At 37.1% G+C, this 15,411-nt stretch carries 15 protein-coding genes; 5 read left to right on the top strand and 10 right to left on the bottom strand.

The genetic code is table 11. The features are described 5' to 3' along the window. The first annotated feature begins 592 nt into the window (after nucleotides 1-592). From FEU33_RS07045 to FEU33_RS07055, 4 genes are all read left to right on the top strand, one after another. Nucleotides 593-997: a DUF485 domain-containing protein gene (locus tag FEU33_RS07045; RefSeq protein ID WP_146548698.1), complete on the top strand. Its 405-nt coding sequence runs from the start codon at nucleotides 593-595 to the stop codon at nucleotides 995-997. Continuing rightward, on the top strand, nucleotides 994-2,526 hold the full coding sequence (locus FEU33_RS07050) for a solute symporter family protein (protein WP_146548699.1): 1,533 nt from the start codon (nucleotides 994-996) through the stop codon (nucleotides 2,524-2,526). Before FEU33_RS07045 ends, FEU33_RS07050 begins: the two co-directional genes overlap by 4 nt. A 354-nt stretch (nucleotides 2,527-2,880) precedes the next feature. Further along, the gene (locus FEU33_RS18735; protein ID WP_186731342.1) at nucleotides 2,881-3,054 is read left to right on the top strand and encodes a hypothetical protein; all 174 of its coding nucleotides are present in this window, start codon (nucleotides 2,881-2,883) and stop codon (nucleotides 3,052-3,054) included. 612 nt (nucleotides 3,055-3,666) lie between these two features. Continuing rightward, complete coding sequence (locus FEU33_RS07055; RefSeq protein ID WP_244950988.1) at nucleotides 3,667-4,752, top strand: AbrB family transcriptional regulator; 1,086 nt, start codon at nucleotides 3,667-3,669, stop codon at nucleotides 4,750-4,752. 188 nt (nucleotides 4,753-4,940) lie between these two features. On the opposite strand, the gene pdxR is transcribed toward FEU33_RS07055, so the two are convergent. After that, nucleotides 4,941-6,311: a MocR-like pyridoxine biosynthesis transcription factor PdxR gene (gene pdxR / locus FEU33_RS07060; protein WP_186731343.1), complete on the bottom strand. Its 1,371-nt coding sequence runs from the start codon at nucleotides 6,309-6,311 to the stop codon at nucleotides 4,941-4,943. Nucleotides 6,312-6,750: 439 nt separating this feature from the next. Between pdxR and FEU33_RS07065 the strand changes: the two genes are divergently transcribed. Further along, complete coding sequence (locus FEU33_RS07065; protein ID WP_146548701.1) at nucleotides 6,751-7,296, top strand: pyridoxamine 5'-phosphate oxidase family protein; 546 nt, start codon at nucleotides 6,751-6,753, stop codon at nucleotides 7,294-7,296. A gap of 174 nt (nucleotides 7,297-7,470) precedes the next feature. On the opposite strand, the gene FEU33_RS07070 is transcribed toward FEU33_RS07065, so the two are convergent. From FEU33_RS07070 to FEU33_RS07110, 9 genes are all read right to left on the bottom strand, one after another. After that, nucleotides 7,471-8,106 carry a hypothetical protein gene (locus tag FEU33_RS07070; RefSeq protein ID WP_244950989.1) on the bottom strand — a complete coding sequence of 212 codons (636 nt, stop codon included), beginning with the start codon at nucleotides 8,104-8,106 and terminating at the stop codon, nucleotides 7,471-7,473. Beyond that, on the bottom strand, nucleotides 8,103-8,534 hold the full coding sequence (locus FEU33_RS07075) for a permease prefix domain 1-containing protein (RefSeq protein WP_146548702.1): 432 nt from the start codon (nucleotides 8,532-8,534) through the stop codon (nucleotides 8,103-8,105). The genes FEU33_RS07070 and FEU33_RS07075 overlap by 4 nt, the downstream gene beginning before the upstream one ends. Further along, a complete protein-coding gene (locus FEU33_RS07080) occupies nucleotides 8,531-8,860 on the bottom strand; it encodes a PadR family transcriptional regulator (RefSeq protein WP_146548703.1) in 330 nt (109 codons plus the stop codon). Before FEU33_RS07080 ends, FEU33_RS07075 begins: the two co-directional genes overlap by 4 nt. Before the next feature lie 1,088 nt (nucleotides 8,861-9,948). Further along, nucleotides 9,949-11,478 carry a cobyric acid synthase gene (locus tag FEU33_RS07085; RefSeq protein WP_146548704.1) on the bottom strand — a complete coding sequence of 510 codons (1,530 nt, stop codon included), beginning with the start codon at nucleotides 11,476-11,478 and terminating at the stop codon, nucleotides 9,949-9,951. Nucleotides 11,479-11,500: 22 nt separating this feature from the next. After that, entirely contained in the window at nucleotides 11,501-12,037 is a 537-nt protein-coding gene (locus tag FEU33_RS07090; protein WP_146548705.1) for a cob(I)yrinic acid a,c-diamide adenosyltransferase, read from the bottom strand. An 18-nt stretch (nucleotides 12,038-12,055) separates the two neighbouring features. Further along, nucleotides 12,056-12,619 (bottom strand): nitroreductase family protein, encoded by a 564-nt coding sequence (locus FEU33_RS07095; protein WP_146548706.1) that lies wholly within the window; start codon nucleotides 12,617-12,619, stop codon nucleotides 12,056-12,058. Beyond that, on the bottom strand, nucleotides 12,616-13,392 hold the full coding sequence (gene cobA, locus FEU33_RS07100) for a uroporphyrinogen-III C-methyltransferase (RefSeq protein WP_146548707.1): 777 nt from the start codon (nucleotides 13,390-13,392) through the stop codon (nucleotides 12,616-12,618). Before cobA ends, FEU33_RS07095 begins: the two co-directional genes overlap by 4 nt. Then, nucleotides 13,389-14,030 carry a precorrin-2 dehydrogenase/sirohydrochlorin ferrochelatase family protein gene (locus FEU33_RS07105; protein ID WP_146548708.1) on the bottom strand — a complete coding sequence of 214 codons (642 nt, stop codon included), beginning with the start codon at nucleotides 14,028-14,030 and terminating at the stop codon, nucleotides 13,389-13,391. Before FEU33_RS07105 ends, cobA begins: the two co-directional genes overlap by 4 nt. Further along, a complete protein-coding gene (locus tag FEU33_RS07110) occupies nucleotides 14,023-15,411 on the bottom strand; it encodes a cobyrinic acid a,c-diamide synthase CobB (protein WP_146548709.1) in 1,389 nt (462 codons plus the stop codon). The genes FEU33_RS07105 and FEU33_RS07110 overlap by 8 nt, the downstream gene beginning before the upstream one ends.

Raw genomic sequence — 15,411 nt, forward strand, 5'->3', positions numbered from 1 at the left:
GAACGCCACGTCCTGTGGCAACACCTGAGGGACCAACATCTTGTTGGCCCGAATCAATTGGACTTTTACGGGCACTTCATCCCACATGTATCTCTCTCGTTTCTTTCTAAATCTTGAGATGGGGGTCTTACTGCCCGTTAAAGCGGGATAAGGGGAGTCTATTAATTTTATACAACGCAATAGGCTTCCAAAATGTTGCTATTTAGGAGCAATTTATACTTATAAAGTGACACTTTCCACTCCTACTAAAATAGAGGAACTCAGGTTAAAAGCGCTATATCCTGTGGCAACACCTGAGGGACCAACATCTTGTTGGCCCGAATCAATCGGGTACATCCGGCAGTTGTTCTCTCTCCTGCCTTCTTAATTTTGGATACGTATTATTGCCCGTTCATGCGGGATAAAAATCCACTATTCGCCTAAATCCTGAATAGTGGATTTTTACTTAAAAGAGAAGATAATGTCCATTAAATAGAAAAATAATTATTTTTTTGTTCAAAAAATGTTGCTATTTTTGTCAAATTTGAATATGATTATTTTAAGAGTTTGAAAGCACTTTCAAACTCACCAATTAGGCAAAGGGGGATTTTATATGAATTCAGATCTTTCAAGTACGGTAGAAGAAAATCAAACAGCCGCTCGCGATCATGTACTAAATCGGTTTTCTAAGGGGAGGAAAGCTGATTTTACTGCAGAAGAGTATGTTAATATTTCTGAAAGTTCAGAATTTAATACGTTGGTAAAAAAGAAAAGTGGATTTATTGTACCAGTGGCTATTTTGTTTTTAGCATTATATATTCTACTTCCCATCTTCACCTCTTTTACTTCCATTTTAGATGGTAAAGCTTTTGGTGATATTACATGGGTATGGATCTACTCATTAGGTCTTTTTATCATGACATGGTTTTTATGTATGACTTATGTTAGAAAAGCGGCATCATTTGATGAAAATGCACAGCAAATAATCGACAAGGCTAAGGATGGTGGATATGAATGAGTACAGTTGGCGTATTTTTCTTTGTTGCAATTGTAGCTTTAACGTTAATCGTGACATATATTGCTTCAAAACGTACAAATTCTGCAAGTGAGTTTTATACGGCAGGTGGTGGTTTAACTGGTTGGCAAAACGGCATCGCCATTGCGGGCGACTATTTATCAGCTGCCTCCTTCTTAGGGATCGCTGGTGCCATTGCATTATTTGGATTTGATGGTTTCTTCTATAGCATTGGCTATTTAGTCGCTTATTTAGTTGTTCTATATATTGTAGCAGAACCATTGCGAAATCTTGGACGTTACACTTTGGCGGATATGATCACAGCACGGTTTGATCAGAAAAAAGTTCGTGGGACTGCAGCAGTTAGCTCGATTGTGATTGTATTATTTTATATGATTGCACAATTAGTTGGTGCAGGTGCACTTATTCAATTATTATTAGGTATTCCTTATTGGGTAGCCGTTTTAATCGTTGGTGTGATGATGACGATTTACGTTCTTTGGGGAGGTATGGCTGCAACAAGCTGGGTACAAATTATTAAAGCTATCTTATTAATGATCGGGACTGTTATTATTTCTTTCCTTGTCCTTTTAAAATTTAATTTCAATATTTTAGAAATGTTCACATCTGTCAAAACAGCTACTTCACATGGAGAAGCCTACTTAAATGCAGGTGTAAAATACACGAATGGTTGGGATACAGTATCCATGATGATTGCATTAGTACTTGGGACTGCTGGACTTCCCCATATTTTAATGCGCTTCTTTACTGTGAAAGATGCAAAAACGGCTCGTAGCTCAGTTGTTACAGCCACTTGGATTGTTGGTATCTTCTATATTTTAACGATTTTCTTAGGCTTTGGTGCAGCTAAATTTGTGGGAGCTGAAAAAATCGTTGCCGCTAATGCTGCTGGAAACATGGCTGCCCCTCTGCTTGCAGAAGCATTGGGTGGAGATTTCCTTATGTCATTTGTATGTGCCGTTGCCTTTGCGACGATTCTTGCGGTAGTAGCGGGACTTGTGTTATCAGGCGCTTCAGCATTTGCTCATGATATTTATGGTCAGATTATTAAAAAAGGAAATGTTACTGAGAAGCAACAAATGAAAGCAGCTCGTTGGGCATCACTTGGTGTAGCCGTATTTTCGATTATTTTAGCGTTGGGGGCTCAAACTTTAAATGTTGCTTTCCTCGTTTCACTTGCATTTTGTATTGCTGCAAGTGCGAATTTGCCAGTCATTATTTATACCATCTACTATAAAAAATTTAATACGACAGGTGCAGTAGCTGCAATGGCAACAGGCTTGATCACTGCGGTAGTTCTTGTCATTTTAAGTCCGAATATTTGGAGCCCAGAAGGTACTGCTATCCTAACAGGTACGCCATTGTTCCCATTGACCAATCCAGCGATTATTTCTGTACCACTTGGATTTTTAGCAGGATGGATCGGTTCATTAGTTGGGGAAAAAGCAGATGCGAAGAAATATGCCGAAGTGAAAGTAAAGGCAACAATCGGATTGAAGAATAATTTATAAAGTGGTTTTAGCGAATTTGCTCATTCTATTTCAAGAATGAGCAAATTTTTTATGTAATCCACAATTTTGTCTCAAATCGTGTGAAAGGCTGTAGGACAAGTGCTGAGATATACAAGCCCCATCTTTTCAACTAACGTACAATAATAAATGAAGAAACTTGTTGATTTGAAATAGTTGTACTGTTTATAAAAAAGATGTACTGAAATTAATTATGCTCTGTTCTTGCACTAACGGAGCAGGTTACTCTGTAAGGATTTGTGAAAAAATATACAAAATGTTACAATTAAAGTGGTTTAGCCTTCATACAAAAAAGGGGTAAACAATGAATTATAGTGTCTTTCGGAGGTGAGTGTTTTGTCCATCGGAATTCTTGCCCTTGTAACTATGGCTGTATGGATCATACAAATTTATGAATTCATTAAACATGAAGAAAAACAAGACAATAGAAAAACAATATTATTAACTTCTTTTGGTTGCTTGTTAACAACAATTTTGACCATCCATCTTATTCAAAATTTCATCGCTTAAAAGAATTACAGCAGCTCCTAATTAAGGAGCCTTTTTATCGTTCAATTTATGGATATCACGAATAAGTAATATTAAAATAATCAAACTTTTTTATAAAATTTCATACTTGAATCAATTTTAAATCATTTTCTTCTTAAAAAATACGAACATTTGATAATAACTAATTTTGATAGTCGTGGAGCGGAGGACGGCGACTCCTACGGGAAAAGCTTGAGCTGAAAGCCCCGCAGGAACGTAGTGACGAGGAGATTGAAGCCAAGCCCGTGGAAAGCGCCGTCTGGAGCGGAACAAAATTTCTGAATATTAATGCTCATATAGATATACAACATTCGTATTTTTTATCTGAATTTTACATTATGAAATTGATTCACTTAGTTAAAAAGAGAAACTCTATTTTGATCAATCTTTTTTCAAAATGGAGTTTTTACGTTTGCTTTTAAATAAGGATCAAAACACATTTTTAATCACCCTTTATTACCAAGCTATAAAACTCTCCTCTGTGTGAAGTTTCACTTGAAAACATCCCATCCATTCTTCTATTTTTTTGCAAATCCTTTTCTTTCTATTCACGAATCTGTCATAATATAAGTGTAATATAGAAAGGATATAGTGATGAATAAAAGTAATATAAAAATGATAGCAAGAACCGCGCTTGTTGGTTTAGTTGGAGCCATTCTTTTTAAACTGATTCATATACCGGTCCCCTATTTACTTGGACCAATGATAGCCATCTTACTCGCAAATCGAATTTTCCATTTTGACATGTATTGGCCAAAACAAATCCAATCTGCAGGATTAATCGTTATTGGTTATTCTCTTGGTATTGCATTTAATGAAGAGGTCTTAAAAGCTATGCTTCTAGATATACCTATGATGCTATTAGTGACGACCTTTTTATGTGCCTTCAGCTGTCTTTTTGCTTTTCTTATTTCAAAATATGGGAAAATCGATTATCCAACTGCTTTAACAAGTAGCGTACCAGGTGGATTAACACAAATTATAGCATTTGCTCAAGATATGAAAGGAGTCAACTTATCGACAGTTACTTTCTTTCACACAATCCGTGTCATTATGATCGTTATATTAGTTCCATTTATTGTGCACTTGCCATTCTTACAACCAAGCAGCAAGGCAAAGTCAACTGATATGCATACGGTTTTAGGAACGCTCAGTTGGTCTCATTTTCTTATTTATATGGTATTATGTACAATCGCTGCCCTTATAGGCAGAAAAATAAAGCTGCCAGCTGCTTATTTACTTGGTCCGTTGATCATCACCGTTTTGTGTAATCTGACTTTCATACGTGCCTCTTCAATGCCGCCGGGATTATTAAATATAAGTCAGTTTGTTGTTGGGATACATATTGGTCTACTTCTACATCCAGAATCATTGAAGAATAAAAAACAACAACTTTTCTTTGCTTTTTTAAGTAGTATCATCTTGATTTTTATTGCCTTTGTTTTGAGTATTGTCATTATGAAGTATTTGGAACATACCTCTATTATTACAGGCTTTTTAAGCTTGGCACCTGGTGGGATGGATCAAATGGGCATTATCGGTCATGAAGTTCATGCGGATGTAGCAACGATTACGATTTACCAGTTATTTAGAATTCTCTATATCTACATTTTGATCCCGCCTTTACTAACCATTGTGAATAAACGATTTCATAGAGAAACTGATAATGATAAAGATTAGAAACTATAGCAACTCAGATGATACGTTTGGATACAACTTTAAGTAAAAAGAGAGAGATAAAAGGGATACGGTCCCATTTTATCTCTCTCTTTTATTGTACGATAACAGGCGTGTAAATCAGCGAATACCTAATATTTTTATGTGTATAATTGGATAATCAACATGCCTAGTATGATGATAAAAGTGCACTAAAAACAACTTTTCAATTTAGTAATCCCTTCTACGATATCTTTGTTATTGACACCACCGAACCCAAGTATAATATAAGACACCTCGTCAGGATTTAACCAATGTTTTTTCGGGGAATATACTTTAACGCCAACTTTCATAGCACGTTCGATTAATGTATCTGCGTTCGTGTTTTTTAATTTCAATAAAATATGCAATCCACCCTGTTGACCTACTATTTCCACTTTATCTCCCAATTGTTCCTTGATAGCTTGAACCAGTATTTGTTGTTTCTTTTGATAGGTTATTTTCATCCTGCGCACATGCTTTTCAAAATACCCTTTCCTCATGAAAATAGCGATCGCTCTTTGCAAAAGGGGTGAACAATTTTGAGTTTGTTGCTGTAGCATCGCCTCTGCAGCCTCAGCAAGAGAATCAGGCAGAATGATATAACAGCATCGAACAGCTGGAAGTAAATTTTTTGAAAACGTTCCTAGATAAATAACCCTTTCAAATTGATCTAATGACTTTAACGAAGGGATTGGTTTCCCAATATAACGAAATTCACTATTATAATCATCTTCAATAATATAAGAATCTTGATGTGCTGCCCATTTTAGTAAGCCATAACGTTTCTGTATTGGTAAAATTCCCCCTAAGGGAAATTGATGAGAAGGAGTAACATAGACAACCTTTGCTGTATTATTGGCGATGGTATTCATGTCGATCCCATCATTTTCTATAGGTACTGGTATAATATCACAATGCCATTTTTGAAACATATTTCGTACTTCATTATATCCGGGATCTTCAAAGAATACAGGTTGTTGCATTATATTTAATAACTGGATAATCAATGATATGGATTGTTGCGTTCCATTACAGATCACTATTTGTTTTGTCGTACAGTTGATGCCACGAGATTGGGCCACATATTTTTTAATTTCTTCTCTTAAAAAAGGGTCTCCCTCCGGTGCACCATATTGTAGAATATCCAAGTCCTTTTCCATCGCTAGTTTCATACATTTTACCCAATTGTTTAGTGGGAATTTTTCTAAGTCGATCGAGCCGTAATGAAAGTCAATTGTAGGTTGATTATTTTTAGGGATAATAGATGAAGTATTGATCATTTCTTCGGGTAATGGGAAGCCTTCAATTGGTAAGACGTATAACCCACTCCGAGGAACGCTTTGGATATAACCTTCTGCCAGTAATTGCTGGTAAGCGGCATCAATAGTATGTTTACTTAACCTCAATTGTTGCGCCAAATATCGGATAGATGGAAGTTTTTCTCCCACTGTTAATTCATGACAAATTATTTTTTCTTTTAGTTGTTCATATAACTGTATATATTTTGGCGTTTTTTCATCCGTATTTAAAAACAGTTCCATCTTCAGCTCGTCCCTTCCTTTGTCCATCCTAAAATCACAAATAATATGCTTCCATCTGTAGAGTTAAACTTACCTGTAAAAAGCTTGATTGGAAGATTGAAGAATATCAAGCTACTGTATGTAGCTTTATCCCGCTTTAACGGGCAGTAAGACCCCCATCTCAAGATTTAGAGAGAAACAAGAAAGATAGATGGGGGATCAACTGCCCGTAAAAGTCCGATTGGTTCGGGCCAACAAGAGGTTGGTCCCTCAGGTGTTGCTACAGGACGTAGCGCCTTTAACCTAAGTTCCTTTATTTCAGTGCGGGATGAAGAAAATCCCCACTGATGGAAACTTCACTTTATTTGATCTGTCCTGTATAAATTGTTCTAATCTGTCTATTTTTAATTGGTCAAAAACTTGTTTAAATAAACTATAGCAAACATTTGGAGGGATTCATATGCGAATGAAGGATCGAATTTGTGAGGACAAATCAAAAATAGAACAATTATTATCTTCAGCAGAAACAGGATTTTTAGGATTAGCCCAAAATAACGAACCATATGTTGTTCCGCTAAACTATGTCTGGTTAAATGGGAGTATCTATTTCCATGGAGCATCTGAAGGGAAAAAAATAGATTTTATTCAAAATAATCCTCTTGCAACTTTCGTTATTAGCAGGTTTGAAGGGACAATGGTTTCCCCCATTCCTGCCCATACCGATTCCGCTTATCTAAGTATTATGCTGTTTGGAAAGATTCAAATCGTCAATGATTTAAAAGAAGCAACAACTGTTATGCAAGCACTGCTGGATAAGTATGTAGCAGGTTATTTCAGTACACCATTGGCTTCCCAACATGTGGCACGCTATCAATCTTCGCTTGGAAGTAAAACATGTATATGTAAGCTAACCCCCACAGATATAACAGCAAAAGAAAATATGAAATTAGAAGATCAATTGTACTATAAAGGAAGAAATGTTGTTACAGACGTTTCCATCGACTAGGCTTGAAAAGAATTAGAATCTATTTGAACGAATTTTTTCAAATAGATTCTTTTGATCTACAATAAAAGTATGAGACTTATAAGATACTTTTAATTAAATTTTTTCAAATAAAGTATCCTAAATCTATTGGTAGCGAAATATTCATTAAATCCATATTAAGTTCTTTAAAAAAATTTAAATGTTTCGCTTCTTATAATTAAAATAATACATACTTAAAGGCCACCAAAGTACGGTAAAGATTGGATAAACAGCCCAGATTTCTTGTGGTGAAAAGATAGCATTAATGCTGATAAAAAATAGACTAATAAACAAAGAAGCAGAGATAGAGAATCCAAAATAGGATTTTCGTTTTATGTGGTAAAGGGAAAGCGGCCACCAAAGAATCACGAAAGCCGGAAAAATAAACCATGGAGTCTGAGGAGCTAAAAAGATATTTAAAATTATATAGTATAGAATAAAAGAAAAACTTCCTATAAGAGCTGTGGTCATGCTTTTTGCTCGTTTTCCAAGTAACATAAGAGCCGGCCACATTACAATAGGTGCCAACGTATAGAAAAACCACGGATAACTAGGCATATCAATATAGTTCTCTGTGATAAGAAAAAGCAAAAGCAGAAAACTTCCTACCATAGAGAATAGCGTATATTTCTTTGCATATACGCAGTACAACCCCAGTGGAAATAGCACTAATATGAAGGCAGGATAAATAAACCAGGGGTATTGAACGCTTGTAAAATAATTGACTAGGATTAAAAATACAATGGTCATTACACTGCCTGTAGCAACAAATCCAATATCATATTTCTTCAATTTTTACTCTCCCCTTTCACTTTCATCCATCTAAAATACATCGTCAACGGCCACCAAAGCACGGCAAAGGTCGGATAAACAAACCAAATTACATGAGATGAATAATAGAAATTCATAAAGACAAACAAGGCAATGATTAACACACTTCCCCAAATCGAATATTCTAGGTTTAATTTAGTATTATTTTTCGTATTTGATTTCCCTGGTTTTGCGGACTTATTGACCCCAAGTTCTTTTGTCAAGTCCTCGATATCTCCAAATTCAACAATGGCTTTATTAATTGCATCCTCTTCAGCTTTCCCTTGTTCCATCAAGTCCCACACTTTTTCTTCGAGGTTTTGTAGCACTTCCTGCATAATCGATGCTTTTTGTTCACTTTCTGGAACATCTTTAAATAAGTCGCTTACATGTTGCGTTAATCGGTTCAATTAAATCCCTCCATAAATAAATCAATAATTTCCTTTGTTTCTTGCCATTCAACGACCGTTTCCTTGAAGAATGCCTTTCCTAGCGTAGTGATTCGATAATACTTTCTTTTTCCTCCCTTTGAAACACTCCCGTAATACGATTCAATTAATTCCTTTTTCTCCAATCTTTGAAATACTGCATACAGCGTAGCTTCTTTTATTTGAAATTTGTTACCTGTACGCAAACTGATCTCCTTCGATATTTCAAAACCATAGCGATCTTTTTCCATTATTAATCGCAGAATAATGGAATCCAAATGTCCGCGAATAATATCACTTCTAATCAATTTGTCACTTCCTTGCCTGCAAACTACTCCATTACATAGAGTTCTATCTCATAGAGTAATTATAATGAACTGTACTCTATCTGTCAAAGTAATTTTTATATAAAATTTCAGGCGTGTTGATTATCCAATTTAATCCATAAAAATAGGGGAATTCGTTGATTGTAGCGAAGGCTTGCTCGCTTTCCTGCGGGAGTCGAGCAAGCCGCAGCGAAGATCTATATAAATGGTCCTGAAAATACAGGGTTTTTCAAAAATTACACCAAATAGGTATTCCTAATTTTTGTAAAATCAACACATGTGATAAAATTTACTACCACCCTACGAATAAAATCTGAATATTTAGTATTTTATTTTTAAAGTAACTATCATTGTTCGTAAAGCAGGAAAAAGTCGGGGCAAAGTTAAAGAAATTGATACTGTGATAGGTGCATATTCACGCATCTGCTTTGTTATGCACAGATATACAGCCACTATAAAATTAAATTAAAAAGCAGCATGAAACAGTTACTTTAGGAGCTCCCCTGCATCTAGTTTAAGTGCTATTTTGCACTATAAGTGACTATAAAAAAGCGACAAACGCAACCAATTCCACAACAGTCAAAAACAATTTTGCACTATAAGTGACTATAAAAGAGCCTCATTTCTCAGCATTAAACTTGAGAAATGGGGCTCTTTTCGTTACTACGGAAAACCGTTCTATTATTGAATAAGGGATTCCACATCAATTGAACAGAGATAAACTTCAAAGATCTCCTTCAATACACAAATAATGAACCAAAATAAGTTAACCCAATGATTTAGTTGAAGAAAAAAATTCTTGATTTTATCTATTATATATAATTCTCCAACAAGTATTTACAGAATTTGAACGTATTTGATCGAGGAGTACTCTACTGCGAGACGAGCAGAAAACTTGCATTACGATGATTACCAAAGATAAATAGTTAAATTTTTGGCTTTCTCTATTTTTTTCACATAAATGTTGAGTGAATAAATACCAAAAATACAGCCAAGTGTCTACAGAACAACTTGGCATTCTAAAGTGCTTGGCAGCAACGATTATATTTTGAGACAAAATCGCAGTTTCCTTATAAAGGATCAAATTGTGCTCGAGTTGGTATACCGATCATTTTATAGACCCGCTCCATATCGATATGTTCCCGAACATGATCGGCTAATAATTGATAGGCAGCCTCTCTACGTTCTGCATCGGATTGGATTTGTTGATCGAGTGGTTGCAATCCTTTTTTTACACGCAGTTGATTGACCATTTTTCGCGTAAATGCTCGATTGTTAAAGATCCCATGAAAATACGTACCAATCACTTGCCCATCCATCGCAATAGCCCCATCACAGCGGCCATCAGACAACTTCATAAATGGTACGCAATGATCATCTTCTATCACTGTTTGACCAAGGTGGATTTCATAACCTGTTAGTGACATCGTATCAAAAATAGTTGATACAGTATGGCCGGTCATCTGTACTATTTTTTTATCCTTATTGAATATGGTAGTGACAGGTAATAGGGAAAGTCCAGTCGCGCTACGACCGTCCCCTTCGACTGCATAAGGATCTTGGAGCTCTCTACCTAATAGTTGGAACCCTCCACAAATTCCAAAAATGGATGTACCTTTTTTGGCGAGTTTTTGAATAGCTGAGGCGAATCCTTCATCCTTTAACCACTGTAGATCTTCTATCGTATTTTTTGTACCCGGAATGATCAGCAGATCTGGCTCCCCAAGCTCTTTTACATGACGAACTAAGCGAACCCCTACTTCTGGTTCATCAAAAAACGGATCAACATCTGTGAAATTTGAAATTCGTGGTAAACGAATCATGGCTACATCTATCGGAAACTCGCCTTGTTTTGGTCTTTTAAAGCGCAGTGAAGATAGAGCTAAAGAATCTTCCGCTTCGATATTCACCTGAATATATGGAATGATCCCTAATACAGGAATTCCTGTTTCCTTTTCAAGCCATGCAACGCCATCGTCCAATAGCTCTCTCATTCCACGAAATTTATTAATAATGATTCCTTTTACTCTAGCCCTTTCTGAATCATCGAGGAGTGCCAACGTGCCAATGATGGAAGCAAACATACCCCCTCGCTCAATATCGGCAACTAAAATTACAGCAGCATCCGTAGCATGAGCCATGCGCATATTCGCAATATCTCGGTCCTTAAGATTGATCTCAGCAGGACTTCCGGCACCTTCTAATACCATCACATCAAAGTCATTTTGTAATTTATGTATAGATTGTTTCACAATGGGCATTGCCTTTTCGACAAAATCATTGCGATAGCTAGTGGCACTCATATCCATGAAGTGCTTGCCATGTACAATCACTTCAGAAACCATATCTTGTTTTGGCTTTAGTAAAATCGGATTCATATCTGTCGTGGCGATGACTCTAGCAGCCTCCGCTTGCACCCCTTGTGCTCTGCCAATTTCACCGCCATCGATCGTTACAAAAGAATTAAGTGCCATATTTTGAGATTTAAAAGGAACAACCTTCATCCCATCATCAGAAAAGATTCGACAAAACGCTGTACATATCATACTTTTTCCCACATCAGATGCAGTACCTTGAATCATTAAAGCTTTAGCGGTCATAAGCTTACGCTACCTTCTTCCATTAAAATTCTAATCCTTTGACAGCAGGTATTCCTCTTTCATAATAATGCTTGGTCGCTTCAATGGTTGACACTAAATCCGCTATCTCTTGTAATTCTTGTTTTGCATTTCTACCAGTAATAACAAGGTGCATCGTTGAAGGTCGATTTTGAATAGCCTCCACTACTTCTTGTAACGGTAGGACATCATCGATTGGAAATTTGTCGATCGATAAAGCATTATTTAGTTCATCCAGTACCAATAGATCAATAGAGGGATCCGCTAATGCAGCTTTCGCTTTTTTCCAAGCGATCCTTAAAGCTTCCCGGTGCTCTTCTGGTGTTTTCGTCCATGTAAAACCGATGCCCATTTGTTCGATTTCCACCCCTAGTTTTTTTAAAGCCAAATCTTCACCATATGTACGTTCAGGTGATTTGATAAATTGCATATATTTCACCTGTAACCCTCTACCAATCGCTCGAAGTGTAACCCCCAGTGAAGCAGTTGTTTTTCCTTTTCCTTCCCCTGTATAGATCAAAACTAGTCCTTGACGTGCCATTTTCACATCCCCCTTTTTCTATAACCAAGTTGTTTTTTCATCAAATGATATTCGCTCTGTTGGAGGAACTTCTTTTCCTTCTTCAGGATATCCGATGAAAATAGTACCGATGACTTTCTCATTTTCGGGTGAACCGATAAATTGATGCATCCGTTCATCATGGACTAAGCCGACCCCTCTTGTCCGCCATACGAAGCCCAAGCCCAACTCTTGCGCTGCTAGCCACATCGAATGGATCGCACAGCAAGTCGCAAAAATATTATCCTCTGAATCATCTGGTTTATCCGGAATTAATGCCGAAGTTACAACAATCGCTACAGGTGTTGTCGTGACAACTTTTAGAGAGCTTTCTACTAAATGTGGTTTTGTTGGAAAACGTTGTTGCAAGTACTCCGTTGCCATTTCTTCATATCGTTTCATCGCATCTCCTTGAATCACATAGAAATGCCATGGTTGTCGTAAGCGGTCATTTGGCGCATATGTCGCTACATCTAATAATTTTTCGATTTTTTCTTTTTCGACAGGCCTATCTGCATAGTTTCGAATGGCTCGGCGGTTTTTCATCGCTTCCATAATCGTCATTTTTTGTCCCCCACTAACATTGTTTGTTTTTCAAACCATTTGATTTTTTCTCGTAATTGCACAACTTCACCGACTAATACCATCGATGGATTGTGGAATTTTTCTTGCGTAACAAGATCATAAATGGTTTCTAATGTTCCTGTGATAGTACGTTGCTGTTTTGTTGTGCCCCATTCGATCACTGCTACAGGTGTAGTGGAACATTTGCCATTGTCCATCAGCTTTTGACTAATATATTCAAGATTGCCAACACTCATATAAAAAGCGATCGTATCGATCCCATTTGCTAATGCCTGCCAATTTAAATGATCTTGTCCTTTTTCTTCACGACCATGGCCTGTTACAATGGCAAAACTTGAAGCAAATTCTCTATGAGTAACTGGAATGCCTGCATAGGCTGGTGCCGCAATTCCCGCTGTAATACCCGGAACAATTTCATAGTCAATACCATGTTCAACTAATACTTCGGCTTCTTCTGCTCCACGTCCAAAAACACATGGATCTCCACCTTTTAAGCGTGTAACCATTTTGCCTTCTAAAGCCTTTTGAACGAGTAATTCATGAATTTGTTCTTGGATCAGGTGATGCTTGCCAGGGGATTTTCCACAGTAAATCAGCTCTGCTCCTTCTTTTGCCTGTTCTAATAGAGCGGGATTGACAAGACGATCATAGGCAATAACATCTGCCTTCTGTATACATTCTAATCCATAAACAGTGATCAGCTTGGGATCACCAGGACCTGCTCCAACTAAATATACTTTTCCTGGAGTCATTGAATCGTCCCCTTTTTCAATAATTTCTTCAATAGTTGATCGCGTTCTTCTATCTGTTTTGCTTTAGTTAGCGTTAAAAATTTTGAATCTAGTAATGCGGACAAAAGGACACTTTTCAATTCGGCATCTGTTATTTCATCAATAATTTGACGTCTTGCTTGTTGTAAAAATAAAACGTAGTCTTCATAAGTTTCATCATATTGTGTTTCTAACTCTTTCTTGATTTTTTGAGCAAGTTTTGGATTGGCACCAGATGTAGAAACAGCGATGGCTAATGGTCCCCGACGAACGACAGATGGAACGATAAATTGACTTAGATCTTCCCGATCGACAACATTACAAAGTTGATGCGGATGAACAGATTGAGCTACGAATTCATTGATTTCAGAACAATTGGTGGCAGCAATGATCAAAAATGCACGATCTAGGTCATCTGGTGCAAATGTTTTCTTTCTCCATTCAATCGATTTTTCTTCCACTAATCTTTGAAGCTTTGGTGACAATTCTGGGCTCACTATTGTTATTTGAGCCTGTGCTTTTAACAGGCTAGTAACTTTACGTGTAGCCACTGACCCACCACCAACAACTACAACAGGCCGATCTGTTATGTTCAGCATGATTGGATAATAATTACCCATTTGTATTCACAACTTTCTTCTGGTAGTTTTTACATTGTTCGATCCATTGAGCAGCTAGTTGTGGGTTAGAAGCAAAATGAAAATGCGTATAGCCTGCGATTAAATTTTCATGCCTATAGCCTTCTCCTTGTTTTTTGAAGCGGCTTTTTGTTTCATAGGCATAATGAATATTTTCCGGTTTTGAATAAGTAGAATAATGGAATTCATGACCCTTTGCCTCTTGATCTTCCTTGATTAAAAAGTTTCCTTTTGTACCGAAGATTTCACGATATCCCAATGCAGCCCGCTTTGTTTGCATTTGTATCGTCCCCGGGATACACCCAACCATTTCAAAGCGCTTGCCATCTGTTGTGAAGATAGCCTCCGTTAAAAACATAAAACCTCCGCATTCCGCTAATGTTGGAATTCCTTTTGCTATCGCTTGTTGTATAGATTTCTTTACATCCGTTTGTTGTGCAAGCTGCTGCGCAAATTCTTCAGGGAAGCCTCCTCCAACATAGAGACCATCTGCATCAGCGGGTACTTCTTCACCATTTAATGGAGCAAAATACTCGATTGCCGCCCCGTTCGCTTGAAGTAATTCGATATTTTCTTCATAGTAAAAATTAAAGGCAGCATCTTTCGCGACAGCAATTTTCACCTGCTGATCCTTTTGAACATCAAAAATACTTGACTGAGTAGCAGAAAGTTCAGGAGCCATCGATAACTCATAAATTTTTTCTAGATCAACAGTTGCACGGATTAAATCTCCCAACTGTTGAAAAAATGGTTGTAATTCACCGCGTTCAATTGCTGGAATAAGTCCTAAATGTCTACTTGGCATTTCGATGTTTTGTTCTTTTTTTAAATAGCCGACGACTGGAATTCCACATTCTTGTTCCACCGCGGCTTTTACGATTTTATAATGTCCTTCACTTCCAACCTGATTCGCAATGACAGCGACTACATGGACCTTCGCATTGAAGAGTTGAAAACCTTTGACAATGGCCGCTACACTACGAGCCATGCTTGCGCAATTCACAATAAGTAATATAGGACTTTTCGTTAAGATGCTGATTTCAGCTGTGGAACCTCGATCTTCTAATGGAGATTTTCCATCATAGAGCCCCATTACACCTTCAATAATGGAAATATCTGCATCTCGACTATTTCGTTCTAGGATGTCTACGACCGTTTTTTCATCAAACATCCAGCTATCTAAATTGCGAGAAGGTCTACCTGTAACTGCTGTATGGAATGTAGGATCAATATAATCGGGTCCACATTTGAATCCCTGAACTCGAAGGCCTTTTTGCTGTAAGGCAGCCATGAGCCCAATCGTAAAGGTTGTTTTGCCGACACCACTACCAGTACCGGCGATGACTAGTCTATTTGCTGACAT

Origin of the sequence: Rummeliibacillus suwonensis, from assembly GCF_007896435.1 — a bacterium.
Taxonomy (GTDB): domain Bacteria; phylum Bacillota; class Bacilli; order Bacillales_A; family Planococcaceae; genus Rummeliibacillus; species Rummeliibacillus suwonensis.